The organism is Pseudothauera nasutitermitis, assembly GCF_004801295.1.
Classification (GTDB): Bacteria; Pseudomonadota; Gammaproteobacteria; order Burkholderiales; family Rhodocyclaceae; genus Pseudothauera; species Pseudothauera nasutitermitis.
The window spans coordinates 459,133-484,967 of the sequence record NZ_SSOC01000002.1 but is presented as its reverse complement, the minus strand read 5'-3'; the positions used below and the strand labels follow the sequence as shown (position 1 = coordinate 484,967).

At 66.0% G+C, this 25,835-nt stretch carries 21 protein-coding genes; 14 read left to right on the top strand and 7 right to left on the bottom strand.

Annotated elements, in window-relative coordinates; genetic code table 11:
- Nucleotides 1–217 precede the first annotated feature (217 nt).
- Nucleotides 218–2,755, bottom strand: a complete 2,538-nt coding sequence (locus E6C76_RS06350) for an EAL domain-containing protein (protein WP_136347399.1) — start codon at nucleotides 2,753–2,755, stop codon at nucleotides 218–220.
- A 205-nt stretch (nucleotides 2,756–2,960) separates the two neighbouring features.
- Between E6C76_RS06350 and E6C76_RS06345 the strand changes: the two genes are divergently transcribed.
- Nucleotides 2,961–3,926, top strand: a complete 966-nt coding sequence (locus E6C76_RS06345) for a hypothetical protein (RefSeq protein WP_136347398.1) — start codon at nucleotides 2,961–2,963, stop codon at nucleotides 3,924–3,926.
- A gap of 27 nt (nucleotides 3,927–3,953) precedes the next feature.
- Here E6C76_RS06345 and E6C76_RS06340 read toward each other — a convergent pair whose 3' ends face one another.
- Together E6C76_RS06340 and E6C76_RS06335 are read right to left on the bottom strand one after the other, a co-directional pair.
- Nucleotides 3,954–4,949 (bottom strand): HpcH/HpaI aldolase/citrate lyase family protein, encoded by a 996-nt coding sequence (locus tag E6C76_RS06340; RefSeq protein WP_136347397.1) that lies wholly within the window; start codon nucleotides 4,947–4,949, stop codon nucleotides 3,954–3,956.
- Nucleotides 4,950–5,063: 114 nt separating this feature from the next.
- On the bottom strand, nucleotides 5,064–6,056 hold the full coding sequence (locus E6C76_RS06335; protein WP_136347396.1) for a malate dehydrogenase: 993 nt from the start codon (nucleotides 6,054–6,056) through the stop codon (nucleotides 5,064–5,066).
- Nucleotides 6,057–6,271: 215 nt separating this feature from the next.
- Between E6C76_RS06335 and E6C76_RS06330 the strand changes: the two genes are divergently transcribed.
- The 11 genes from E6C76_RS06330 to zapE all read left to right on the top strand — a co-directional run bounded on the left by E6C76_RS06330 (nucleotide 6,272) and on the right by zapE (nucleotide 18,915).
- Nucleotides 6,272–7,000 carry a GntR family transcriptional regulator gene (locus E6C76_RS06330; RefSeq protein ID WP_136347395.1) on the top strand — a complete coding sequence of 243 codons (729 nt, stop codon included), beginning with the start codon at nucleotides 6,272–6,274 and terminating at the stop codon, nucleotides 6,998–7,000.
- 108 nt (nucleotides 7,001–7,108) lie between these two features.
- On the top strand, nucleotides 7,109–7,495 hold the full coding sequence (gene sdhC / locus E6C76_RS06325) for a succinate dehydrogenase, cytochrome b556 subunit (protein WP_136347394.1): 387 nt from the start codon (nucleotides 7,109–7,111) through the stop codon (nucleotides 7,493–7,495).
- Nucleotides 7,489–7,836 (top strand): succinate dehydrogenase, hydrophobic membrane anchor protein, encoded by a 348-nt coding sequence (gene sdhD, locus E6C76_RS06320; RefSeq protein WP_136347393.1) that lies wholly within the window; start codon nucleotides 7,489–7,491, stop codon nucleotides 7,834–7,836. The genes sdhC and sdhD overlap by 7 nt, the downstream gene beginning before the upstream one ends.
- A gap of 2 nt (nucleotides 7,837–7,838) precedes the next feature.
- Nucleotides 7,839–9,632 carry a succinate dehydrogenase flavoprotein subunit gene (gene sdhA, locus E6C76_RS06315; protein ID WP_136347392.1) on the top strand — a complete coding sequence of 598 codons (1,794 nt, stop codon included), beginning with the start codon at nucleotides 7,839–7,841 and terminating at the stop codon, nucleotides 9,630–9,632.
- Between the two features lie 19 nt (nucleotides 9,633–9,651).
- Nucleotides 9,652–10,362, top strand: a complete 711-nt coding sequence (locus tag E6C76_RS06310) for a succinate dehydrogenase iron-sulfur subunit (protein ID WP_136347391.1) — start codon at nucleotides 9,652–9,654, stop codon at nucleotides 10,360–10,362.
- Entirely contained in the window at nucleotides 10,359–10,595 is a 237-nt protein-coding gene (locus tag E6C76_RS06305) for a succinate dehydrogenase assembly factor 2 (RefSeq protein ID WP_136347390.1), read from the top strand. Before E6C76_RS06310 ends, E6C76_RS06305 begins: the two co-directional genes overlap by 4 nt.
- Nucleotides 10,596–10,685: 90 nt before the next feature.
- Entirely contained in the window at nucleotides 10,686–11,981 is a 1,296-nt protein-coding gene (gene gltA / locus E6C76_RS06300; RefSeq protein WP_136347389.1) for a citrate synthase, read from the top strand.
- Nucleotides 11,982–12,155: 174 nt separating this feature from the next.
- On the top strand, nucleotides 12,156–15,008 hold the full coding sequence (locus E6C76_RS06295) for a 2-oxoglutarate dehydrogenase E1 component (RefSeq protein ID WP_136347388.1): 2,853 nt from the start codon (nucleotides 12,156–12,158) through the stop codon (nucleotides 15,006–15,008).
- Nucleotides 15,009–15,035: 27 nt separating this feature from the next.
- Nucleotides 15,036–16,226, top strand: a complete 1,191-nt coding sequence (gene odhB / locus E6C76_RS06290) for a 2-oxoglutarate dehydrogenase complex dihydrolipoyllysine-residue succinyltransferase (RefSeq protein ID WP_136347387.1) — start codon at nucleotides 15,036–15,038, stop codon at nucleotides 16,224–16,226.
- Nucleotides 16,227–16,287: 61 nt separating this feature from the next.
- Nucleotides 16,288–17,712 (top strand): dihydrolipoyl dehydrogenase, encoded by a 1,425-nt coding sequence (gene lpdA / locus E6C76_RS06285; RefSeq protein WP_136347386.1) that lies wholly within the window; start codon nucleotides 16,288–16,290, stop codon nucleotides 17,710–17,712.
- A gap of 90 nt (nucleotides 17,713–17,802) precedes the next feature.
- Complete coding sequence (zapE, locus tag E6C76_RS06280) at nucleotides 17,803–18,915, top strand: cell division protein ZapE (protein WP_136347385.1); 1,113 nt, start codon at nucleotides 17,803–17,805, stop codon at nucleotides 18,913–18,915.
- A gap of 82 nt (nucleotides 18,916–18,997) precedes the next feature.
- On the opposite strand, the gene E6C76_RS06275 is transcribed toward zapE, so the two are convergent.
- Nucleotides 18,998–19,189 carry a YjfB family protein gene (locus E6C76_RS06275; RefSeq protein WP_136347384.1) on the bottom strand — a complete coding sequence of 64 codons (192 nt, stop codon included), beginning with the start codon at nucleotides 19,187–19,189 and terminating at the stop codon, nucleotides 18,998–19,000.
- A gap of 94 nt (nucleotides 19,190–19,283) precedes the next feature.
- Entirely contained in the window at nucleotides 19,284–20,918 is a 1,635-nt protein-coding gene (locus tag E6C76_RS06270) for a methyl-accepting chemotaxis protein (RefSeq protein WP_168734257.1), read from the bottom strand.
- 221 nt (nucleotides 20,919–21,139) lie between these two features.
- Between E6C76_RS06270 and E6C76_RS06265 the strand changes: the two genes are divergently transcribed.
- The gene (locus E6C76_RS06265; RefSeq protein WP_136347383.1) at nucleotides 21,140–23,095 is read left to right on the top strand and encodes an ATP-dependent DNA helicase; all 1,956 of its coding nucleotides are present in this window, start codon (nucleotides 21,140–21,142) and stop codon (nucleotides 23,093–23,095) included.
- 69 nt (nucleotides 23,096–23,164) lie between these two features.
- Nucleotides 23,165–24,727, top strand: a complete 1,563-nt coding sequence (locus E6C76_RS06260) for a protein adenylyltransferase SelO (RefSeq protein WP_136347382.1) — start codon at nucleotides 23,165–23,167, stop codon at nucleotides 24,725–24,727.
- A 13-nt stretch (nucleotides 24,728–24,740) separates the two neighbouring features.
- Here E6C76_RS06260 and E6C76_RS06255 read toward each other — a convergent pair whose 3' ends face one another.
- Together E6C76_RS06255 and smpB are read right to left on the bottom strand one after the other, a co-directional pair.
- Entirely contained in the window at nucleotides 24,741–25,322 is a 582-nt protein-coding gene (locus E6C76_RS06255; protein ID WP_136347381.1) for an NnrU family protein, read from the bottom strand.
- A gap of 47 nt (nucleotides 25,323–25,369) precedes the next feature.
- Nucleotides 25,370–25,816: an SsrA-binding protein SmpB gene (gene smpB / locus E6C76_RS06250; RefSeq protein ID WP_136347380.1), complete on the bottom strand. Its 447-nt coding sequence runs from the start codon at nucleotides 25,814–25,816 to the stop codon at nucleotides 25,370–25,372.
- Between the last annotated feature and the right edge of the window lie 19 nt (nucleotides 25,817–25,835).

The window sequence follows — 25,835 nt, the reverse complement described above, 5'->3', positions numbered from 1 at the left end:
CCGGAAAAGGGGAAAGGGGAGGGTCGGAGAGGCCGTGAAGACGGGGCCTGGCCGGGTGTGCAGGTGTGCATGGGCGCGTCCGTACGCCGTGCGGCGGCCCGACCAGCACGAGAAACCTGCCCGTTCGTTGGTCTGGAACGGACACCCGGGTGCAAGCTTACAGAAACCTGTCGGAAATACAATCCCGCTCATCCGCAATCGGCGGTCGTGCCCCGGTTCAATCCGGCAGGGGAAACTGGGCGGCGGGCACCGGCCGGCTGTAGTAGAAACCCTGCGCAAAATTGCAGCCGTGGCGCGTCAGGATTTCCAACTGCTCGGCGGTTTCCACCCCTTCGGCGACGACGCGCAGCCCCAGGCTGTGGGCGAGCTTGATGATGGCGTCGGCGATCGCCGCGTCGTCCGGGTTGCGATCGATGTCGCGGATGAACAGGCGGTCGATCTTCAGTTCATCGATGGGGAAACGCTTCAGATAGGCCAGCGAGGAGTAGCCGGTGCCGAAATCGTCGAGCGCCAGGCGTACGCCCTGGCCACGCAGTTCTTCGAGCACATCGATGCTGCGGCTGCTGTCTTCCATCAGCATGCTTTCGGTCAGTTCAAGGGTGAGCTGACCCGTCGGCATGCTGGTTTCTGCCATGACCTGGGCGACCAGGCGCGGGAGGTTGTCGTCGCGGAACTGGCGCGCGGAAATATTGACCAGCATGCGCAACTCGCCGTGACCGGCCTCGCGCCAGCGGCGGTGCTGCAGACAGGCGTTGCGCAGCACCCATTCGCCGATGTCGACGATCAGGCCGGTTTCCTCGGCCAGCGAGATGAAATCGCCGGGCGCGACCAGGCCGAGATCGGGATGCTGCCAGCGCAGCAGGGCCTCGGAGGCGACGATCCGTGCACGCGCGATGTCGATCAGCGGCTGGTAGTGGAGCACCAGTTCCTCGCGCTCCAGGGCGCGGTGCAGGGCGCTCTCCAGCGCAAGATGTTCGAGCGAGCGGGCATTCATCGCCGGCTGGTAGAGCTGGAAGCTGTCGCGCCCCTCGTCCTTGGCGCGATACATGGCGATGTCGGCGTTCTTGATCAGCGCGGCGGCCTCCCGGCTGTCATCGGGGAAGATGCTGATGCCGATGCTCGTGGTCACCGTCAGTTCGTGTTCGTCGACGTATACCGGCGCGCGCAGCGCATCGATGATGCGGCTGGCGGTATAGGCGGCGTCGTCCGGATCGACCAGGTCGCTGAGCACGACGATGAACTCGTCGCCACCCATGCGCGCCACGGTGTCGTCCTCGCGCAGACAGGCGCACAGGCGGCGGGAGATTTCCACCAGCAACTGATCGCCGACCTCGTGGCCGAGGCTGTCGTTGATGCGCTTGAAGCGGTCGAGATCGATGAACAGCACCGCCGCGCGGCTGCGGTTGCGGTGCGCGTGGGCCAGGGCGACCTGCAGACGGTCCTCGAGCAGGCGGCGGTTGGGCAGGCCGGTGAGCGGGTCGAAGTAGGCGAGGTGGCGGATGTGCGCCTCGTTTTCCTTCAACTGGCTGATGTCGCTGAACACCGCCGCGTAGTTGGTCAGCCGCCCCTCGCGGTCGCGGATGGCGGTGATGGTCAGCAGTTCCGGGTACAGTTCGCCATTCTTGCGGCGGTTCCAGATCTCGCCCTGCCAGTGGTCCTCGGCCCTCAAGTGGGTCCACATGCGCTGATAGAACTCGGCATTCTGGCGGCCGGAATTGAGCAGCGAGGGATTGCGTCCCAGCACTTCTTCCGGGCTGTAGCCGGTGAGCCGCGTGAAGGCCGGATTGACCGAGATGATGCGCACGTTCTCGTCGGTGATCAGGATGCCTTCCAGCGAGGTTTCGATGACCTTCTCGGCCAGGTGCAGGTTGCGCTGCGAGGCGTTGAGCGCCATGTCGCGCTCGCGCAGGGCGTGCTGCAGCTCGTGTACGTAGACCAGCTCCATGCCCGACAGGATGTCGCTGAAGCTGACCAGATCGGCCAGGCTGCCATCCTCGCGCTGCACGCCGACGTGGCGTACGCGGCGGTCGGCGAGCAGGCAGCGCACGTGGTACAGGCTGGCTTCCTCGCTGACGGTGATCAGCGGCCGGCTGGCCAGTTCCCCGACCGGGCTGTTGCCGGAGCGGTTGGCCACCAGGCGGGTCAGGTCGCGTTCGGTGAGGATGCCGTATTCGCCGTCGTCGAAGGCGATCACCACGGCATCCACCGCCGAACTGCGCATGCGCCTCGCCGCCTCGTTGAGCGGCGCGCTGGCGGGCAGGGGATTGAGGCTGCCCTTGACCACGGAGTCGAGCTTGCGCAGCTTCAGGTAATGCTCGATGCCCTGGTTGAGCACCACGTCGGTCTGCGAGACGATGCCGCAGCGCCGGCCCTCGTCGTCCACCACCAGATAGTGGCGGACCTGCTCGTCACGGAAGCGGACGGCCAGTTCCTGCAGGCTGAGATCGCGCGTGATGGCGCGCACCGGCGCGCTCATCGCCTCGCGGATCGGGCGGTTGAAGCTGGCCGGATTGTCGAAATCCACGGCGAGCGCATCGCGCTCGGTCCAGATGCCCACCGCCTGATCATCCTCGACCACCAGGATGGAACTCACCCGGGTGCAGCTCATGCGCTCGGCGGCCTCGAACAGGGGCAGATCGGGAGCGCACTCCAGGATGCTCGGCCGCACGATCTGGCCGACGGACACTTCCGAGGAGATCAATGCGCTGAGCAGGGTTTCTTGGGCCGGATCGGATTGGGCGGGAGTGTCGTCCATCGTGCGGGCCGGGGTGTGCCCAGGCCGGTCGTTGCCGGGGAACGTCTCCCCGCGTGCAACCATATCATCGCGCGCAGCGCGCCGCTACAGGGCTGTTCCTCGCGTCCGGCGGGGTTTTCGGGCGTATTTCGTGCACGTTTACACAAACGGTGCGGGGTCTGCGGTAAGCTCTATCCGTTTGTACTGTCCCGAGAAGGAGCGCAGGATGAAATGGAATGATGATTCCGAGGGCGGCAAGGCGTTTTTCGCCCCCTATTCAGAGTTGTCCGGCCTGTTCGTTTCGGCCTGGGCCAGACCCATGTCCGCCTGGCAGGACTGGGCCGCCTATGTTGGCGAGCAGTGGCGCGAATGGCTCGATTCCGTGGCGAATCGGCCCAGTCCCTGGCTGCCGGCACTTGCCGAGGATCGCAAGGACCAGCCGCCCGCGATCGACTTCTTCCTGCCCTGGCTGTCGGCCTTCTCGGAGTCCGCCCCGGTGCGCAAGCGCCCGGTGCCCCCGCCCGCCAAGGTGCCGGCTGCCGCGGCGAAGACACCCGTAGCGGTGGTCAAGCCCAAAACCGCGAGCAAGCCGAAAGCCGCCGTGAAGAAACCCGTGGCGGCCGCCAAGCCCGCGGCTGCTACGGTGAAGAAGGCCGCTTCGGGCACCACGCCCAAGGCGGCTGGCGCTCCGGCCGGGGCCGCACCGTCGAGGGCCGTGCGAGGTGTGCCGCAGAAGGCCGCCGGTACGGTGACGGCCAAACCCGCCGCCAAGGCAGCGCCCAAAGCAGCCAAGCCTGCAGCCCCGCCCAAGTCCGCAAGCCTCCCCAAGGCGGCTGCGGTGAAGGCGAAACCCGTTCCGGCGCCGGTGGCGGCAACGCAGCCCGTTTCGACTCCCACGGCAGCTGCCGCCAAGCCTGCGGCGAAACCCAAGGCAGTGACGGCCGCGAAGGCGGGCGTAGCGAAGAAGGCGGCAACGCCGAAACCAGCCGCAGCCAAGGCGCCGGCAGGCAAGCCGGCCGCATCGAAACCGGCGGCGGCCAAACCGGCCGTTCCGAAACCGGCAGTGCCGAGTGCGGTGCCGTCTGCAGCCGCACAGGTGAAGGCGGCGGCCGAGGCTTCCGCCGCGCAGGCGGCTGCCAAGCCTGCGGCCAGGCCGCGTACGGCGCGCAAGGCTCCGCCGGCAAAGGGCTGAAAGCCCCTCGGCCGGCTGAGCAGCGCTTCAGTCGGCGAAGAAGCGGCGCGTCACGTCGTCCGGCAGATTCATGCCGGTCTGGCGGGCGCGCTGCAGCAGTTCCCAGTAATAGCGGTAGGAGGCCCGGTCGTGCAGGCGGCCTGTGTAGCGGATTGGTCCCCAGTTGGCATCCTGCGCAGCGCCCAGGATGCCCGCCGCGTCTTCCACCTCGGAGAAGTCGGGGCGCATGGCCTCGACAATGGGCAGAATCTGCCTGGGGTGGATGCTCCACATGCGCAGGTAGCCGAATTCGCGTCGCGCGCGTTCGGCATCGATGCGGATCACCCAGGCATCCTGGAGCTCGGTGGTGACGTTGTGGGTCGGCACCACGCCGCAGCCCAGCGCGGCGGCGGCGATATCCGCCTTGGCGCGCACGACCAGCGGATGTTCGAACTGCCCGGGGCTGGTCATCGCCTTGCTGGGAATCGCGCCGTGGTGCGCAGAGACGAAATCCATCAGGCCGAAATCCAGGGACTCCACGCCGTCGAGCGCGCCGATCTGCCAGACTTCGCGCAGGGCGCCGTGGGTTTCGATGAGCACGTGCACCGGCAGGGCACGGGCCAGGCCGATCTCGGCCTCGATGCGCCGCAGTTCGGCGATCTGCTCGGCCGCGTCGGCCGCCGAACGGGCCTTGGGAAGGGTGATGAAGGCCAGCCGTGCACCGGCGCCGCGCACCAGGATGTCGAGGTCCGCCCGCCAGTGGGGATGGGTGATGTCATGGATGCGCGCGCCGACTCTGCCGTGGCGGTTGTCCGCGCTGTTGACCACTTCGACGACCATCTGCGCGTGCTCGGCTTCCGCGCCGGCGCGCGCGCCGTCCTCGCAGTCGCAGGTCAGATCGAACAGGGGGCCGAATTCGTGCTGCAGCGAGAGCGCCTTGCACATCAGCTTTTCGGAGCCGGCGTAGTGGTCGACCACGGGCAGGGCCGGGAAGGGTTTTTCGCCGGCGAACAGAACGTCACGCGGGTGCTGGGCTGTACTCATCGGGTTCGGTGCGCTTGATCTTGGAAGCGTTCAAGCATAGCAAGTGGGACGATGAAAGAAAAAAGGCGCGCGGCCGGAAGCCGCGCGCCCTGCATCACGTGCGCTGCGTGCCGGTCAGGCGAGCAGGTCCTTCACGCCTTCGCGCTCTTCGAGCAGTTCGTTGAGCGTGTGGGTCATGCGCTCGCGCGAGAACGCGTCGATTTCCAGGCCCTGGACGATCTTGTATTCGCCATTCTCGGTGGTCACCGGGAAGCCGTAGATGATGCCTTCCGGGATGCCGTAGGAACCGTCGGACGGAATGCCCATGGTGACCCACTCGCCGTTGGAGCCCAGCACCCAGTCGCGGATGTGGTCGATGGCGGCGTTGGCGGCCGAGGCGGCGGAGGACAGGCCGCGCGCTTCGATGATGGCGGCGCCGCGCTTGCCGACGGTGGGCAGGAAGACGTCCTTGTTCCAGGCTTCGTCGTTGATCAGGCTCTTGACGCTGTCGGCGCCGGACTTCACGAAGCGGTAGTCGGCGTACATGGTGGGCGAGTGGTTGCCCCACACCACCAGGTTCTTCAGGCTGGCGACGTCGCGGCCGGTCTTGGCGGCCAGTTGTGACAGGGCGCGGTTGTGGTCCAGACGCAGCATGCCGGTGAAGTTCCCGGCCTTCACGCGGCCGTACTTCACCGCCACTTCCTTGGCGATGTAGGCGTTGGTGTTGCAGGGGTTGCCGACCACCAGCACCTTGACGTCCGGATCGGCGTACTGGCCGATGGCCGCGCCCTGGACGGTGAAGATCTTGGCGTTTTCGGTGAGCAGATCCTTGCGCTCCATGCCGGGGCCGCGCGGACGGGCGCCGACCAGCAGGGCGACCTGGGCGTCCTTGAAGGCGACGTTGGGGTCGTCGGTGGCGATCACGCCGGCGAGCAGCGGGAAGGCGCAGTCTTCCAGTTCCATGATCACGCCCTTGACCGCCTTCTGGGCCTGGGGCAGGTCGAGCAGTTGCAGGATGACAGGCTGGTCCTTGCCCAGCATTTCACCGGAAGCGATGCGGAACAGCAGGCTGTAGCCGATCTGGCCGGCGGCACCGGTGACGGCGACGCGGACGGGGGCTTTGCTCATGGATATTCTCCCTCTAGAGAAGACGGTACGGTGGGTTCGGTCGTGCGCCCGGGGTTGCGCGCCTTGGGCGGTTAAGTCCGGCGGGGCGATGGGCAGAACTCGGGGCCACAGGATGTTAGAAGCAAGCGAGCGGCCTGTCAATTCATGTCTTACATCATATATAAGACATAAGACCATACATAGACGTTATCGATTTTTTATGCTCCAATACGCGGATGAGCCAGGAATCGCCCACCTTCAGCCCTCTCTATCGGCAGATCAAGAGTCTGATCCTTCAGGCGCTTGAATCCGGGGAATGGCGTCCCGGACAGGTCATCCCGAGCGAACAGGAACTGGCTACGCGCTTCAGCGTGTCGCAAGGCACCGTGCGCAAGGCGATCGACGAGATGGCCGCCGAAAATCTGCTGGTGCGCAAGCAGGGCAAGGGCACCTACGTGGCCTCGCACAACGATCCCCGCGCAATGTTCCGTTTCCTGCGGCTGGTGCCGATGGATGGCGATCTGTCGCATCCGCAGAGTGTGCCGCTGGATTGCTGGCGTGCCAAGGCCGGCCAGGAGGCCTCGCGCATGCTCGGCATCGAGCAGGGCGCACCGATCATCATCCTGCGCCGCCTGCTCAGGTTCGGCACCAAGCCGGTGGTGATCGATGAAATCTATCTGCCCGGGGAAATCTTCCAGGGGCTTTCCATGGAAACCCTGCAGGGCTGGAGCGGTTCGCTGTACAGCCTGTTCGAGACGCGCTTCGGGCTGCGCATGATCCGCGCGCAGGAGCGCATCCGCGCCGTGGCCGCCGACCGTTCCACCGGCGAGGCGCTGAAGGTCGCTGAGGGAACGCCGCTGCTGTCCGTGGAGCGGGTGACCTATACCTATGGCGACAAGCCGGTCGAATGGCGGCGCGGGCTGTATTCCACCGCGGAACATTTTTATCTGAATGAATTGAGTTGACCGAACCGATGCCGCGTCAGCGCGGGATCGGGCGGTGGCACGGATATAATCCGGCGATTTTGGGAGCAGCGGCGGAAAACTCGCCGCACATGTAAGAGGGGAAACTTCATGTCAGAAGTGAGTGTGCGCAAACCTAGGCCGAAGCATCTGGCCGTCCACGAGATCCGGATGCCATTGCCGAGTATCGTGTCGATCCTTCACCGGGTCAGCGGGGCAGGGCTGTTCCTGCTGTTGCCTTTTCTGCTGTACCTGTTCGATCTGAGTCTCGGCCAGGACAGCTTTGCTACCTTCAGCGCGGTAGTGGGCCACCCCTTGGCGAAGCTGGTCCTGCTGGGGCTGCTGTGGGCCTATCTGCACCACTTCTGTGCGGGCATCCGCTTCCTGCTGCTCGATCTGCACAAAGGCATCGACCTGCAGCCAGCGCGCAATTCGTCGCGCATCGTTCTGATCGTGAGCCTCGCGCTCACCGCCGTCATCGGGGTGGCACTATGGTAAATCGCATCGTCGTCGGGGCCCATTACGGCCTCAAGGATTGGATCGCCCAGCGTGCCACCGCCGTCTATATGGCGATCTATACGCTGATCTTCGCCGCCTGTGCGCTGTCGCTGCCGGAATTCAGCCATGAAGCCTGGTCCGCGCTGTTCGCCAACGGTGTGTTCAAGTTCCTCACCTTCCTGTTCTTCCTGGCGCTGTTCTTCCACGCCTGGATCGGGGTGCGGGACATCTGGATGGATTACGTGAAACCGGTCGGCCTGCGTCTGGCCCTGCACGTGGTCACCATCTTCCTGCTCGTCGGCTACGCCGGCTGGGCTGCCCAGATTCTGTGGAGGCTGTAAGCGTGAACGTCGCAAAGCGTACCTTTGACGCGGTCATCGTCGGCGCTGGTGGCGCCGGTCTGCGCGCCGCGCTGCAACTGTCCGAGGCGGGTCTGAAGACCGCCGTGCTCACCAAGGTCTTCCCGACCCGCTCGCACACCGTGGCGGCGCAGGGCGGGGTGGCTGCTTCCCTGGGCAACTCCACCGAGGACAACTGGCACTGGCACATGTACGACACCGTGAAGGGGTCGGACTGGCTGGGTGACCAGGACGCCATCGAGTTCATGGTCCGCAAGGCCAACGAGGTGGTGGTCGAGCTCGAACACTACGGCATGCCGTTCGACCGTACCGACAACGGCAAGATCTATCAGCGTCCGTTCGGCGGCCATTCGATGAACTACGGCCAGGCACCGGTGATGCGCTCCTGTGCCGCCGCCGACCGTACCGGCCACGCCATGCTGCACGCGCTGTATCAGCGCAACGTGCGCGCCAACACCCAGTTCTTCGTCGAATGGATGGCGCTCGACCTGATCCGCAACAGCGAGGGCGATGTCGTCGGCGTGACCGCGATCGAAATGGAAACCGGCGAGGTCTCCATCTTCCACGCCAAGGCCACCATCTTCGCCACCGGCGGTGCCGGCCGCATCTATTACAGCTCCACCAACGCCTTCATCAATACCGGCGACGGTGTCGGCATGGCCGCGCGTGCGGGCATCCCGCTGGAAGACATGGAGTTCTGGCAGTTCCACCCGACCGGCGTGGCCGGTGCCGGTGTGCTGATCACCGAAGGGGTGCGCGGCGAAGGCGGCATTCTGCGCAACGCCTCGGGCGAGCGCTTCATGGAGCGCTATGCGCCCAATCTGAAGGATCTGGCCTCGCGCGACGTCGTGTCCCGCTCCATGGTCACCGAGATCAATGAAGGGCGTGGTTGCGGTCCGGACAAGGATCACGTGCTGCTGGACATCACCCACCTGTCGCCCGAGACCATCCTGAAGCGCCTGCCTGGCATTCGCGAGATCTCCATCCAGTTTGCCGGTGTGGACCCGATCAAGGCGCCGATCCCGGTGGTGCCGACCTGCCACTACCAGATGGGCGGCATTCCGACCAACTACAAGGGCCAGGTCGTGGTGCCCAAGGACGGCAATCCGAACGTCCCGGTGTCCGGCTTCTACGCCGCCGGCGAATGCGCCTGCGCCTCGGTGCACGGTGCCAACCGCCTCGGCACCAACTCGCTGCTCGATCTGCTGGTGTTCGGCAAGTCCGCGGGCGAAACCGTGGTCGAGGACTTCAAGTCCGGCAACCTGACGCTGAAGCCGCTGCCCGCCGATGCCGCCGACGTCTCGCTGGCGCGCATCAACCGCCTGGAAACGCAGAAGGGCGGCACCGAGGTGCATGACGTGCGCCTCGACATGCAGCGCACCATGCAGAAGCATGCCGGCGTGTTCCGCTTCAACGACCTGCTGGTCGAAGGCGTGGAAAAGATCAAGGAAGTGGCCGAGCAGGCCAAGACCACCCAGATCGGCGACAAGTCCAAGGTGTGGAACACCGCGCGTACCGAAGCGCTGGAGCTCGACAACCTGATCGAGGTCGCCAAGGCGACGATGATCTCCGCCGAGGCGCGCAAGGAATCGCGCGGCGCCCACGTGCGCGACGATGCGCCGGATACCGCCGAGAATCCCAACGGCCGCGACGACAAGAACTGGCTCAAGCACACCCTGTGGTACTCCGAGGGCAACCGCCTCGACTACAAGCCGGTGAACCTGAAGCCCCTGTCCGATGACGTGGACCCCATCGCGCTCGCCAAGCGCACCTACTGAGCGCGGGAGAACAGCACAAATGAGCAAGCGTACCGTTCAATTCAAGATCTACCGCTACGATCCGGACAAGGACGAAAAGCCGTACATGCAGGACATCAGCGTGGAGCTGGAAGCTTCCGACAAGAAGCTGCTCGATGCCCTGGTGCGCCTGAAGACCAAGGACGATTCGCTGTCCTTCCGCCGTTCCTGCCGCGAAGGCGTGTGCGGTTCGGACGCGATGAACATCAACGGCAAGAACGGCCTGGCCTGCCTGACCGACATCGACGGCCTGCCGCAGCCCGTCGTGCTGCGCCCGCTGCCGGGGCTGCCGGTGATCCGCGACCTGATCGTGGACATGACGCAGTTCTTCAAGCAGTACCACTCCATCAAGCCCTACCTGGTCAACAACGACCCGGCGCCGGAGCGCGAGCGCCTGCAGAGCCCGGACGACCGCGAGGAACTCAACGGTCTGTACGAGTGCATCCTGTGTGCGTGCTGCTCGACTTCCTGCCCGTCGTTCTGGTGGAACCCGGACAAGTTCGTCGGCCCGGCGGGCCTGCTGGCGGCCTACCGTTTCATTGCCGACACGCGTGACCAGGCGACCAACGAGCGCCTTGACAACCTCGAGGACCCGTATCGTCTGTTCCGCTGCCACACCATCATGAACTGCGTCGACGTCTGTCCGAAGGGTCTCAACCCGACCCGCGCCATCGGCAAGATCAAGGAGCAGATGGTGCGGCGGGCTGTATGACGATCAACCGGGGGCGCGTGCGCTGGCAGTGCAGGCGGGCTTTGCTCGAGCTCGACCTAGTGTTCACGCGCTTTCTGGAGCGGCATTTCGATCGTCTGTCCGACGATCAACTGGCGGATCTGGACGACCTGCTGCGCTGCGACGACTACGACCTGTGGGCCATGGTCAACGGCAGCAAGGAGTGCGGACAGGAGCGCTGGCAAGAAATGATTGCCCTGCTGCGCGAACGCTAGCGCGGCAAGGGAGTCATCCACAGGGAGTCGGCCCGCGGCTGCGGCTGCGGGTTTGTGAATAGTCTAACGGGCATGGAAGAGAGACAAACTATGAGCACTGAACGCACCGCAACCCTGAGCGTCGACGGCAAGACCGTGGAATTCCCGGTGATGGTTGGCACCCATGGGCAGGACGTCATCGACATCCGCACCCTGGGCGGCAAGACCGGGCTGTTCACCTACGATTCCGGCTTCCTGTCGACGGCCAGCTGCAAGTCCAAGATCACCTTCATCGACGGCGACAAGGGCGAATTGCTGTACCGCGGCTACCCCATCGAGCAACTGGCGGACAAGTGCAACTTCCTGGAAGTGGCCTATCTGCTGAAGAACGGCGAACTGCCGAACGCCGAGCAGAAGGTCAATTTCGAGACCACGATCAAGCAGCACACCATGCTGCACGATCAGATGACCAAGTTCTACTCGGGCTTCCGTCGCGACGCACACCCGATGGCGGTCATGGTGGGCGTGGTCGGCGCGCTGTCGGCCTTCTACCACGATGCGATGGACTTCTCCGACGCCGAGCACCGCAGCATCTCGATCAACCGCCTGATCGCCAAGCTGCCGACGATCGTCGCGATGGCCTACAAGTACAACAAGGGCGAGCCCTTCATGTACCCGCGCAACGATCTGGACTACACCGCCAACTTCATGCACATGATGTTCGGCACGCCGTGCGAACGCTATGAGCCGAACCCGGTACTGGTGCGCGCGCTGGACGTGATCTTCACGCTGCACGCCGACCACGAGCAGAACGCCTCTACCTCCACGGTGCGTCTGGCCGGTTCCTCGGGCGCCAATCCCTTCGCCTGCATCTCGGCCGGCATCGCCTGCCTGTGGGGTCCGGCCCACGGCGGCGCCAACGAGGCCTGCCTGCAGATGCTGGAAGAGATCGGTGACGTCTCCCGCGTCGGCGAATACATCAAGCGCGCCAAGGACAAGAACGACAGCTTCAAGCTGATGGGCTTCGGCCACCGCGTGTACAAGAACTTCGACCCGCGCGCCAAGCTGATGGGCACGGTGTGCGCCGAGGTGCTGGGCGAGCTGGGCCTGGAGAACGACCGCCTGTTCAAGCTCGCCAAGGAACTGGAAAAGATCGCGCTGGAAGACGAGTACTTCGTCGAGAAGAAGCTCTATCCCAACGTGGACTTCTACTCCGGCATCGTGCAGAAGGCCCTGGGCATCCCGACCTCCATGTTCACCTGCATCTTCGCGCTGGCGCGCACGGTGGGCTGGATCACCCAGTGGGAAGAGATGATCACCGATCCGGAATACAAGATCGGCCGTCCGCGCCAGCTGTACATCGGCGCGGCGCGGCGCGACGTTCCGGAACTCGCGCAGCGTCAGTAAGGATGCGGAGGTGGAGAGGGTAGGGAGATACGAACAGCGGTAAACAAGAACCGCATTCCGGGGTGGTCCAGCGCGAGCGTGGCCATCCCGTTTTTCCTTCGGCTGGGCATTGTCGCGCTCTGAGGCGCAACGATTCCTCTGGACGGAACACAAGACATACAGGTGGCTTTCATCATGATGAAGCAGCATCTTTCCACTTCGCATCTGTTCGGCGCCAACGCACCGTTCATCGAAGAGCTCTACGAGAATTACCTCGCCGATCCGGCCTCGGTGCCGGAAAACTGGCGGACCTATTTCGACCAGCTGCAGGCCCAGGCCGGCGCCGCCGTGCGCGACGTGGCGCATGGCCCGGTCATCGCCGCCTTCGAGCAGATGGCCAAGCGCGGCCCGGTGCGCACCGTGGTTTCCGCCGATGGTGGCGAGAAGCGCCAGGTCAGCACGCTGCAACTGATCAATGCCTACCGCTTCCTGGGCAACCGCTGGGCCAACCTGGATCCGCTCAAGCGCACCGAACGTCCGCAGATCGCCGAACTGGAGCCGTCCTACTACGGCTTCACCGAAGCCGATCTGAACCAGCAGTTCAACGTCGGCTCCTTCCACGGCTTCTCCACCGATCACGCCACCCTGCGCGAGATCCTCGAAGCGCTGCGCCAGACCTACTGCGGTTCGGTCGGCTCGGAGTACATGTACATCTCCGACATCCAGCAGAAGCGCTGGATCCAGAGCCGCCTGGAAAGCATTCGCGCCACGCCGCGTTTCTCGGTGGAAACCAAGCGCCGCATCCTCGAGCGCACCACCGCCGCGGAAACCCTGGAGAAGTATCTGCATACCCGCTACGTCGGCCAGAAGCGCTTCTCGCTGGAAGGCGGCGAATCGACCATCGTGGCGATGGACGAGGTGATCCGCGTGGCCGGCGGCCTGGGCGCGCAGGAAATCGTCATCGGCATGGCCCACCGCGGCCGCCTCAACGTGCTGGTCAACACCCTGGGCAAGTCGCCCAAGATGCTGTTCGCCGAGTTCGAGGGCAAGGCCGGCGGCGATCTCTCCGCCGGCGATGTGAAGTACCACATGGGCTTCTCGTCCGACGTGATGAGCCCGGGTGGCCCGGTGCACCTCACCCTGGCGTTCAACCCCTCCCACCTGGAAATCATCAACCCGGTGGTCGAAGGCTCGGTATATGCTCGCCAGGTGCGCCGCAAGGACACCGAGAAGATCCAGGTCGTGCCGGTGCTGATCCACGGCGACTCCGCGGTGGCCGGCCAGGGCGTGAACCAGGAGATGCTCAACTTCTCCCAGACGCGCGGCTACGGCACCGGCGGCACGGTGCACATCGTCATCAACAACCAGATCGGCTTCACCACCTCCGATCCGCGCGACTACCGCTCCGGGCTGTACTGCACCGAGATCTTCAAGATGGTCGAGGCGCCGATCTTCCACGTCAATGGCGACGATCCGGAAGCGGTGGCCTTCGTCACCGCGCTGGCCGTGGAATTCCGCCAGGAATTCAAGAAGGACGTGGTGGTCGATATCGTCTGCTTCCGCAAGCTCGGCCACAACGAGCAGGACGAGCCGATGGTCACCCAGCCGCTGATGTACCGCAAGGTCAATCAACATCCGGGCACCCGCAAGCTGTACGCCGATCGCCTGGTCGCCGAGGGCACGCTGGCCGCCGATGAACCCGAGCAGATGATCAAGGAGTACCGCGAGCATCTGGACAAGGGCGAACTGCTGTACAACCCGGTGCTGTCCGGGCACAGCCGCCAGTTCTCGGTGGATTGGTCGCCGTTCCACAAGCAGCCCTATACCGACGAGGCCGATACCGCCATTCCGGTGCAGGAGATCCGCCGCCTGTCCGAGCGTCTGACCACGCTGCCGGAAGGCTTCACGCTGCACTCGCGGGTCAAGAAGATCATCGAAGACCGCGCCGCCATGGGCAAGGGCGAACTGCCGCTGGACTGGGGCATGGGCGAGAATCTGGCCTACGCCAGCCTGCTGGCGCAGGGTTATCCGGTGCGCATCTCCGGCGAGGACGTCGGCCGCGGCACCTTCTTCCACCGCCATGCCGTGCTGCACGACCAGAAGCGCGAGAATTGGGCCGAGGGCAGCTACCGTCCGCTGGATCACATCCAGGATGGCCAGGCAGCGTTCCAGTGCTTCGACTCGGTGCTTTCCGAAGAAGCCGTGCTGGCCTTCGAGTATGGTTATTCCACCGCCGAGCCCAATGAGCTGGTGATCTGGGAAGCACAGTTCGGCGACTTCGTGAACGGCGCCCAGGTCGTGCTCGACCAGTTCATCAGCTCCGGCGAGGCCAAGTGGGGCCGCTTGACCGGCCTCACGCTGATGCTGCCGCACGGCTACGAAGGGCAGGGGCCGGAGCACTCCTCCGCGCGTCTGGAGCGCCTGATGAACAACGCGGCGGAAAATAACTGGCAGATCTGCGTGCCCACCACGCCCAGCCAGATCTTCCACCTGCTGCGCCGCCAGATGATCCGCCCGGTGCGCAAGCCGCTGGTGATCATCACGCCGAAGTCGCTGCTGCGCCACAAGGAAGCGGTGTCTTCCATCGACGAACTGGCCCAGGGCCGCTTCCGTACGGTGATCGGCGAAACCGAGGCGCTCGATCCCAAGAAGGTCAAGCGCATCGTGCTGTGCCAGGGCAAGATCTACTACGAACTGCTGGCGCACCGCCGCGAGCAGGGCATCAAGGACACCGCCCTGGTGCGCATCGAACAGCTCTATCCCTTCCCGGCCGAGGAATTCGCCAAGGCGATCAGCGAGTTCCCCAACGCCAAGGAAGTGGTGTGGGTTCAGGAAGAGCCGCGCAACCAGGGTGCCTGGTACTGGCTCGCCTCGCGCCAGCATCTGGTCAACGTGCTCGGCAAGCGCAAGCTGCTGCTGGTCAGCCGCCCGGCGGCCGCCTCGCCGGCGGTGGGCTACTACGCCAAGCACAACGCGCAGCAGAAGTCCGTCATCGAGCACGCTTTCGGTCCGATCAAGGACACCACGCCGCAGACCCCCAATCAATAACGACGCACACCGGGAGAGAATTCCATCATGCTGATCGAAGTCAAGGTACCGCAGCTGTCCGAGTCCGTTTCCGAAGCCACGCTGGTGTCGTGGCACAAGAAGGAGGGCGAGGCCGTTTCTCGTGACGAGAACCTGATCGACATCGAGACCGACAAGGTCGTGCTCGAAACCCCCGCGCCGGCCGACGGCGTGCTGGTCAAGATCATCAAGGGCGATGGGGAAACCGTTGCCTCCGGCGATCTGATCGCGCAGATCGACACCGAAGCCAAGGCCGCCGCCGGTGCCAAGCCGGCCGCGCCGGTACAGGCGGTGACCCCGCCGCCGGCCGCCCCGGCTGCCGCAGCCGCCGCGCCGGCGGGCGCCGCCAGCCCGGCCGCGCGCAAGATCCTGGAAGAAAAGGGCATTGCCGCCGCCGACGTAGCGGGTTCCGGCCGTGGCGGCCGGGTCACCAAGGAAGACGCCGTGGCCGCCCAGTCCCGGCCCGCCGCCGCGCCGGCCGCCGTCACGCTGACCGGCGACCGTCCGGAAGAGCGCGTGCCGATGACCCGTCTGCGCGCGCGCATTGCCGAGCGCCTGCTGCAGTCGAAGAACGAGAACGCCATCCTGACCACCTTCAACGAGGTGAACATGGCGCCGGTGATGGCCCTGCGCAAGCAGTACGGCGAGAAGTTCGAGAAGGCCCACGGCGTACGCCTGGGCTTCATGGGCTTTTTCGTCAAGGCCGCCGTGGCCGCGCTGAAGAAGTTCCCCATCCTCAACGCCTCGGTCGACGGCAACGACATCGTCTACCACGGCTACATCGACATCGGTATCGCGGTGGGTTCGCCGCGCGGCCTGGTGGTGCCCATCCTGCGCAGCGCCGAATCCCTGTCGATCGCCGAGATCGAGCTGAAGATCGCCGAGTTCGGCCAGAAGGCCAAGGACGGCAAGCTGTCGCTGGAAGAGCTCTCCGGCGGCACCTTCTCGATCTCCAACGGCGGCGTGTTCGGCTCCATGATGTCCACCCCGATCATCAACCCGCCGCAGTCGGCCATCCTCGGCATCCACGCCACCAAGGACCGCCCGGTGGTGGAGAACGGCCAGATCGTCATCCGCCCGATCAACTACCTGGCGATGTCCTACGACCACCGCATCATCGACGGCCGCGAAGCGGTGCTCGGCCTGGTGACCATGAAGGAAGCGCTGGAAGATCCGGCCCGCCTGATCCTCGACGTGTAACCCACGCCGGACGGGGCGCGCGCCGCGCGCCCCGCGCGCATCCTCAAAGGGAGAGAACCCAATGTCCAAGCAATTCGACGTCCTCGTCATCGGCGGGGGCCCCGGCGGCTACGCCGCCGCCATCCGCGCGGCCCAGCTCGGCTTCAAGGTCGCCTGCTGCGAATCCAATCCCTACGCCGATCCCAAGGGCGAACCGCGTCTGGGCGGCACCTGCCTGAACGTCGGCTGCATCCCCTCGAAGGCGCTGCTGCACACCTCGCACCTGTTCGAGGAGGCCGGCCACGCCTTCGCCGAGCAAGGCATCAGCGTGGGCACGCCGAAGATCGAGGTCGGCAAGATGCTGGCGCGCAAGAACGGCATCGTCGACCAGCTCACCGGCGGCATCAAGGGGCTGTTCAAGAAGAACAAGGTCACCCTGATCAACGGCCACGGCTCCTTCGTCAAGCAGGCGCCGGACGGCTGGGAACTGAAGGTGGGCGAGGAGACCGTGCTGGCCAAGCAGGTCATCGTTTCCACCGGTTCCAAGGCTCGCCATCTGCCGGGGATTCCGGTGGATAACAAGGTGATCTGCGACAACGTCGGCGCGCTCGATTTCGACACCGTACCGAAGAAGCTTGCGGTCATCGGTGCCGGCGTGATCGGCCTCGAACTCGGCTCGGTGTGGCGCCGCCTGGGCGCCGAGGTGACCGTGCTGGAAGGCCTGCCGGAGTTCCTCGCCGCAGCCGATCAGGACGTCGCCAAGGAAGCGCTCAAGCTGCTCACCAAGCAGGGCCTGAAGATCAGCCTGGGTGTGAAGATCGGCGAAGTGAAGACCGGCAAGAAGGGCGTGAGCATCGCCTACACCGACAAGGACGGCGCGGCGCAGAAGCTGGACGCCGACCGCCTGATCGTCTCGGTAGGCCGCGTGCCCAACACCGACGGCCTGAACGCCGAGGCGGTGGGCCTGAAGCTCAACGAGCGCGGGCAGATCGAAGTCGACGGCCACGGTCGTACCAACCTGCCCGGCGTATGGGCGGTGGGCGACGTGGTGCGCGGCCCGATGCTGGCGCACAAGGCCATGGAAGAAGCCGTGGCGGTGGCCGAGACCATCGCCGGGCAGGCCGGCCACATCAACTTCGACGCCATCCCCTACGTCCTCTACACCAGCCCCGAGATCGCCTGGGTCGGCAAGACCGAGCAGGAGCTCAAGGCGGCCGGCGTGGCCTACAAGGCGGGCAAGATCCCGTTCGCCTTCAACGGCCGGGCGATGGGCATGGCGGCGACCGACGGCTTCGTGAAGATCCTCGCCGACGCGGCCACCGACCGCGTGCTGGGCGTGCACATCATCGGCGCGGGCGCCTCGGACCTGATCGCCGAAGGCGTGGTAGCCATCGAGTTCTCCGCGGCCTCGGAAGACCTGGCGCGCATCTGCCACGCCCACCCGACGCTGTCGGAAGTGCTGCACGAAGCCGCGCTGGCGGTGGACAAGCGTCCGCTGCACGCCTGATACGCGCTACGGCAGCACAGGGGAGAAGCTTCGGGCGCGGTTCGGCCCGGGAGCTTCTCCCTTTTTCATCTTCGCCAGGTTTTCGCCACCATGCCCCACCGTATTCTCGATGTTGCCGAAAACGGCATGCTGAATGCCTACGAATCCCAGCTCAAGGCGCGCGGCTACAAATCCGACCCGGCGCAACGCGCCGCGGCACAACGCCTGCAGCAGCTGTATACCGAGCTTGTCGCCTTCAAGGCGGCCCGCCGGACGGCCCTGCGCAAGGTGTTCGCCCGTCCGCGCATGCCGCGCAGCGTGTATTTCTGGGGCGGAGTGGGGCGCGGCAAGAGCTTCCTGATGGACTGCTTCTTCGACTCGGTCCCCTACCAGCGCAAGCGGCGCGTGCACTTTCATGCCTTCATGCAGGAAGTGCAGAACGATCTGCGCCAGCTCAATCACGAGCCCGATCCGCTGCAGAAGGTGGCCGACCGCATCGCCCGGCAGACCCGTCTGCTGTGTTTCGACGAGTTCCACGTCTCGGACATCGCCGACGCGATGATTCTCGGGCGGCTCCTCGATGCGCTGCTCGCTCGCGGGGTGATCTTCGTGATGACCTCCAACTATCCGCCGGACGGCCTGTATCCGAACGGGCTGATGCGCATCAACTTCCTGCCCACCATCGAGATGCTCAAGCGCCGCTTCGACGTGCTGGAAGTCGACCACGGCACCGACTACCGTCTGCGTACGCTGGAGAAAATGGAAATCTATCTGGTGCCGCACGATGCGGCCGCCGAGCAGCGCATGGCGCAGGATTTCCGCCGTCTGGCCGGCGTGGAGGGCGAAGCCGGCGAACTGGAGGTGCTGGAGCGCAGCCTGCCGGTGCTGCGCCGGGCGCCGGGGGTGATCTGGTTCGACTTCGCCACGCTGTGCGGCGGTCCGCGCTCGCAGAACGACTATCTGGAGATCGCCCGCGAGCACCATACGCTGCTGCTTTCGGATGTGCCGAAGATGGACGCTCGCCACGCTTCGGAAGCGCGCCGTTTCACCTGGTTGATCGACGTACTGTACGACCACCGGGTCAAGCTGGTGATGAGCGCGGCGGTGGAGGCCCATGAGCTCTACACCGAAGGGCACAATGCCCATGAATTCACCCGCACGGTCAGCCGTCTGATCGAGATGCGCACGCGCGACTATCTGGCCGAGGCGCACCGGATGGCCTGAGCTGTTCCGCGACTGGCTGGCTGGAAAAACGAAAACGCCGCAGAGAAATGCGGCGTTTTCATTTGCAGGTCCGGCCGGAAAGTCAGGCGCGTACGTCGATGTTCTGGCCAAGATGCGGCGGGTTGGAGGGGACCTGCGGCAGGGCCGCGATCAATTGCAGGGCGTGCTGTTCCTGGATATCCAGTGCTTTCTTGAGCACGGTCAGGCCCACGGCGTCGCCGACGCGCGCCTGGGCGAGATCGGTGGACAGGCTGGCGATGCTGGAGACGTCCATCTCGGGGCTCCTTTGAGCAAACTGACCGGGCCAGTATACCGATCCCCGCCCGGCCTGGGGCGCCGCATGGTGTATCAGGGATGCTCGGCGCCGGTCACGATTTCAGGTGGAAACGCCCCACGCTGGCCTCCAACGATTGGGCGAGGCCCCTCAGTTCATCCGCGCGGGCGAGTGAATCGCGCGTGGCGGTGTGGTTCTGTTCACTCATCTGTGCGATGTGTTCGATGCTTTGCGCGATCTCGTTGCTCGCGGAGCGCTGTTCGCGCAGCGCGCCATCGATCGATGCGACCGCCGCACGTACCTGAGCGGAGCCGTTCTCCAGGGCGAGGACGGCATCGCGGGCCTCTTCGGCACTGCGTGCGCCCTGGTCGGCGAGTTCGCGGCCTTCTTCCATGCTGTGTATGGCCTCGGTGGTGCTGGCCTGCACGCGCTGGATCATACGGGTGATCTCATGGGTGGATTGCGCCGTGCGTTCGGCCAGTTTGCGCACTTCGTCGGCAACCACCGCGAAGCCGCGTCCGTGGTCGCCGGCGCGCGCCGCCTCGATGGCCGCATTCAGGGCCAGCAGGTTGGTCTGCTCGGCGACCTCCTGGATGACCTTGACGATGTCGGAGATGCCTTCCGCACTGGCGCCCAGATCGGTCATGACCTGGGTCGAGGCGGACATGCGCGCGGCGATCTTGCCGATGGTGTCGGCAGCCTCGTGGATCACCCGCATGCTGTGCTGGAGCTGCCCGGCGGCTTCCTCGCTGAGCCGGTTGGCATCGTCGGCATGTTCGGAGACCTGTGAGATGCTCACGGTCATTTCTTCCACCGCCGCGGCGATGGCGTTGCCGGCCTCGCTCTGCTGCAGCGATGCATCGGCGATGTGTTCCTCGTTGGCGCACAGGGTGGACATGGATGAAGCCACCTGGCCGGCGAGCCGGCGGATTTCCCCGATGGTCGCGATCAGTCCGCTCTGCATGGTGTTCATCGTGGACAGCAGACTGTCGCGGTCCGTCGCCTGTACCCGTACATCCTCGTCCAGGCGCCCGGCGGCGATGCGCTGCGCCACCTCGACGGCATAGGCGGGCTCGCCGCCGAGCTGGCGGAACAGGCCGCGCATGACGTACAGCAAGACGCCGATGCAGGCGCCCAGCGCGACCAGCGCCAGCGCCAGCGCAATCAGGTTGGCGCGTTCGAGCCCGCGCAGCGCCTCGCCCTTGACCTCGCCGGAGAGATTTTCCAGATGGGATATCTGCTCCAGCAGGATGGTGCGCATCTCGCGCCATGCGGGGGTTTCGCTGCGCACCAGGATGTCCTTCGCGCCGTCCAGGTCGCCGGCGCGTACCCGTGCGATCACGTTGTCCTGCAGGGGCCCCCAGCGGCGGTAGATTTCCTCCACGTCGGCCAGCGCCGCGCTGCCACCCTGGAGAATCTCCGGCCGCTGCCCGAGCCGGGCGAGGGCTTCTTCGAAGCGCTTGCGGGCATTGTCGAAATTGCTGTAGGCGCGCTGGTTGCTCGGGTCCAGCAGGATGTTGCGTACCGCCTGGCCTTTCTGCAGTGCTTGGGAGTAGAGCGTGGTGAGGTCGCGCTCCACGGCCAGTTCCACATCGACGAAATCGAGCAGCTTGTCCTGGCTGCCGCGCATCTGCCACAGTGAGCCGGCAAGGGCCGCAATGAACAGGCCGCAGGTGACGGCGGCGAGAAAGAGCAACTGGGCACGGACGGATGATTGTTTTGTCTGCATGATTTCTTCTTCTGGAGGGGCCGTCGGATTGCCCGCCGTCCTTGCCGTTCTGCCGGCCATGCGTAACGGGGCGGGTGCATGTTCATTATATCGGCGTATTAGCGGATACTTTAATTCCATGCGTGTTGCCGGGCCGCTGCGGATCGATCCCGGCACGGGGCGCGGAACAGGGCTCCGCGATGGTAGGATTGCGGCTCCGCCGTAATCCTGATTCATGCCATATGAGTGCTGTCGACCAGGCTTTCTCGCCGGATGGCCCGCTGGCGAGCGCCATCCCGTCTTTCAGCGCGCGCGCGCAGCAGATCGAGATGGCGCAACGGATCGACGAAGCGCTGCGCGAAAACCGCGTGCTGGTCGCCGAAGCCGGCACCGGCACGGGCAAGACCTTCGCCTATCTGGTGCCCGCGCTGCTGTCCGGCGGCAAGGTGATTGTCTCCACCGGCACCAAGACCCTGCAGGATCAGCTCTTCAACCGCGACCTGCCGGTGGTGCGCGCCGCCCTCAAGGTGCCGGTGAGCATCGCCCTGCTGAAGGGGCGGGCCAACTACGTGTGCCCCTATCATCTGGCGCGCAACGCCCAGGATGGCCGCTTCCAGAGTCCGCAGGACGCCGCCGACCTGCGCGCCATCGCGCGCTTCGCGCGCGTCACGCAGACCGGCGACAAGGCCGAATGCACCGATGTGCGCGAGGATTCGCCGGCCTGGATGGCGGCCACCTCCACGCGCGACAACTGCCTGGGGCAGGAATGCCCGGACGTCAAGGAATGCTTCGTACTCGCCGCCCGCCGCACGGCCATGGAGGCGGACGTGGTGGTGGTCAACCACCATCTGTTCTTCGCTGATCTGGTGCTGCGCGACGAAGGCGCCGGGGAGCTGCTGCCGGCCTGCAACGCGGTGATCTTCGACGAGGCCCACCAACTGCCGGAAACCGCCAGCCTGTTCTTCGGCGAAAGCCTGTCCACCGGGCAGGTGCTCGACCTGGCGCGCGACACGCGCTCGGAAACCATCGCCGGGGCCCCCGACTGCCGTGATCTCATCGATGCCAGCCGGTCACTGGAAAAGGCCGCGCGCGATCTGCGCCTGGTGTTCGGCGCCGAAAGCGCGCGCATGGCCGCCGCGCAGGCCGAGGGCAAACCGGAGTTTGGCGCCCGGGTGGAAGCGCTGGCCGAGGAGTTCGCACGGCTGGAAACCATCCTGGCCTTGCAGGCCGAACGTTCCGAGGGGCTCGCCGCCTGCCTGCGGCGCACCCAGGAAGCGGGCGAATGCCTGCAGCGCTGGCGCTCCCCGGAAGAAACCGAGGTGATCCGCTGGGTGGAAGTGTTCGCCCAGTCCATCGCACTCAACGCCACGCCGCTGCACGTCGCCAACGTGTTCCGCCGCCAACTGGAAGGGCATCCGCGCGCGTGGATCTTCACCTCCGCCACGCTCGCGGTGGGGCAGGATTTCGGCCACTACTGCCGCGAGCTCGGCCTGGCCTGGCTGGAACCACCGCCGCTCACCGCCGTGTGGGGCAGCCCCTTCGATTACGCCGAGCAGGCCTTGCTCTACGCCCCCGAAGGCATGCCCGACCCCAACGCGCCGACCTATGCCGAGGCCGTGGCCCGGCGCGCCTTGCCGTTGATCCGCGCGGCGCGCGGGCGCACCTTCGTGCTGTGCACTTCGCTGCGCGCGATGCGGCGCATCCACGAACTGATCGTCGCCGGCCTGGAAGATGCCAACGAAGACTTGCCGGTGCTGCTGCAGGGCGAAGGCTCGCGCAGTGAATTGCTGGACCGTTTCCGCCGCCTCGGCAACGCCGTGCTGGTGGCCAGCCAGAGCTTCTGGGAAGGCGTGGATGTGCCGGGCGACGCACTGTCGCTGGTGATCATCGACAAGCTGCCGTTCGCGCCGCCGGACGATCCGGTGCTCGCTGCGCGCATCGAGCACCTGCAGAAGAGCGGCCACAGCCCGTTCATGCACTATCAATTGCCGCGTACAGTGATCAACATGAAGCAGGGCGCCGGGCGGCTCATCCGCAGCGAGCGGGATCTGGGCGTGCTGTGCATCTGCGACCCGCGCATGATCGACAAGCCCTACGGCAAGGTGGTGTGGCGCAGCCTGCCGCCGATGCGCCGCAGCCGCGTGGAGGCCGACGCGGTGGCCTTCCTGGAGCGTCTCCCGCCACCGCCCAGCCGTTGAGCGGAGAACCGGCGCGCGGGGGCGCCACTCTCAATCACATCAACCATAACGATCCTGCCTCCGACCCCGATGGACCATCTCGTCTTCGACAACCGTTTCGTGCGCGAACTGCCCGCCGACCCCAGCGCGGCGCCGGGCGTGCGCCAGGTATCCGGCGCGTGCTACTCGCGCGTATTGCCCACGCCGGTGGCCGCGCCGGAATTGCTCGCCTGGTCGCGCGAAGTGGCGGACATGCTCGGCTTCGACGAGGTCGGGGGGCACTCGCCGGCCTTCGCCGAGGTGTTCGCCGGCAACCGCCTGCTGCCCGGCATGCAGCCCTACGCCGCGTGCTACGGCGGCCACCAGTTCGGCCAGTGGGCAGGGCAGTTGGGCGACGGCCGGGCGATCAGCCTGGGCGAGGTGCTCACCGCCCGCCACGGCCGCCAGGAGCTGCAACTGAAGGGCGCCGGCCCCACGCCCTACGCGCGCCATGCCGATGGCCGCGCGGTGCTGCGTTCCTCGTTGCGCGAATTCCTGTGCAGCGAGGCCATGCACCATCTCGGCGTGCCCACCACGCGGGCCCTGTGCCTGGTGGGCACCGGCGAGGAGGTAGTGCGCGACATGTTCTACGACGGTCATCCGCGCCCGGAACCGGGCGCGGTGGTGTGCCGGCTGGCGCCATCCTTCGTGCGCTTCGGCAACTTCGAGATCTTCACCGCGCGCGGCGAACTGGAGGTGCTCGAACGGCTGGCCGACTTCGTCATCGCGCGCGATTTTCCGTGGATCGACGGCAGCCCGGCGGAGCGCCGCGCAGCGTGGTTCCTGGAGGTCTGCGAGCGCACCGCGCGCATGGTGGCGCACTGGATGCGCGTGGGCTTCGTGCATGGGGTGATGAACACCGACAACATGTCCATCCTGGGCCTGACCATCGATTACGGCCCGTATGGCTGGATCGACAACTTCGATCCGGGCTGGACGCCCAACACCACCGATGCCGGCGGGCGGCGCTACCGCTTCGGCCACCAGCCGCGCGTGGCGCACTGGAATCTGCTGCAACTGGCCAATGCGCTGTATCCGCTGTTCGGCGATGTGAAGCCGCTGCATGCCGGGCTGGAGCATTATGTGGCGAGCTACGAGGCCGCCAGCCGGCGCATGCAGGCCGACAAGCTGGGGCTGGCCGAGGCCCTGAACGACGACGATGCCGACCGTCTCGACGCGCTGCACCGGCTGATGACGCGCGCGGAAATCGACATGACCTTGTTTTTCCGCTACCTGGCGGACGTGGATATCGGCACGCCCTCGCTGGCCCCGCTGGAAGAGGCTTTCTATTCCCCGCAGCGGCGGGCCGAGTACGGCGAGGAGTTGCTTGCTTGGCTCGGCACGCACGCCGCTCGCCTGCGTATGGAAAACCGCCCAGTTGCCGAACGCGTGGCGCGCATGCACGCCGCCAATCCGCTCTACGTGCCGCGCAACTGGCTGGCCCAGCAGGCCATCGACGCGGCGGAGCAGGGCGATCTGGCGCCGACCAGGATGCTGATGGAAGTGCTGCGCCGGCCCTACGAGGAACAGCCCGGCGCGCAAGCCCATGCCGCGCGCCGGCCGGACTGGGCGCGCGAGCGCGCCGGCTGCTCGATGCTGTCCTGCAGTTCCTGAGCCGTCGGGTATTTCAGCCGCCGAACGGCGCGACGCCGAACAGCGGGGCGTGGAGGAAGCGCGCCATGACGCCCCAGGCCAGCACGCCGAGCACCACCGCGATCGCGTCGTTGCGCACGGCAGCCGCCGGGCGCGCCTTGCCCTCGCGGCGGTCGCGCCGGCGTGAGACCGCGAAGGCCGCCACCGACCAGACCAGGAAGCCGCCGAACAGCAGCAGGTCGGCCAGCGTGTTGTTGGCCAGCAGGTGCGCCAGCGCCCACAGCTTCACGGCGGCCAGCAGCGGATGACTGATGCGCGCCTTCAGGTGCGTGCCCGGCACACAGGCCGCGGCCAGCAGGAGGAAGGCCGGCAGGGTGAGCAGGGCGGCCAGGTGGCGCGTCCAGATCGGCGTCTGCCACAGCCACAGCGGATCCAGGCGGGCCTGCGCGTAGCCGATGACGATCAGCACCAGCCCGGCGAGCGCCAGCACGGAATGGCCGATGCGGTACTGCAGCGTGCCCACGCGGGCGATCTGCCGGGTACGCCAGCCGTCGGCGAAGAGACGCACAGAATGCACGGCGAGGAACAGCGCGAGGCCGAGAATCAACAGGGTCATGCGGGGTGCTCCTTGTGAGGTTCGGTGGGTCGCAAGCCGGTGGGGGCTCAGGCCTTCACGCGCATCAGGCGCTGCTTCTCGCGCTCCCAGTCGCGCTTCTTCTCGTCCTCGCGCTTGTCGTACTGTTTCTTGCCCTTGGCGAGGCCCACGGTGGCCTTCACGCGGCCTTTGCTGTAGTGCAGGTCGAGCGGGATCAGCGAGTAGCCGGCACGTTCCACCTTGCCGATCAGCTTGTCGATCTCGTGGGCGTGCAGCAGCAGCTTGCGCGTGCGCGTGGGGTCGGCATGGATGTGCGTGGAGGCGCTGGCCAGCGGGGTGATGTGCATGCCGAAAAGAAAGATCTCCCCATTGCGGATCACCACGTAGGATTCCTTGATGTTCGCGCGCCCCGCGCGGATGGCCTTCACCTCCCAGCCTTCGAGGACGATGCCGGCCTCGTGCTTTTCCTCGATGAAGTAGTCGTGGAAGGCCTTGCGGTTGTCGATGATGCTCATGGTTCTGGATCGTCCGGCG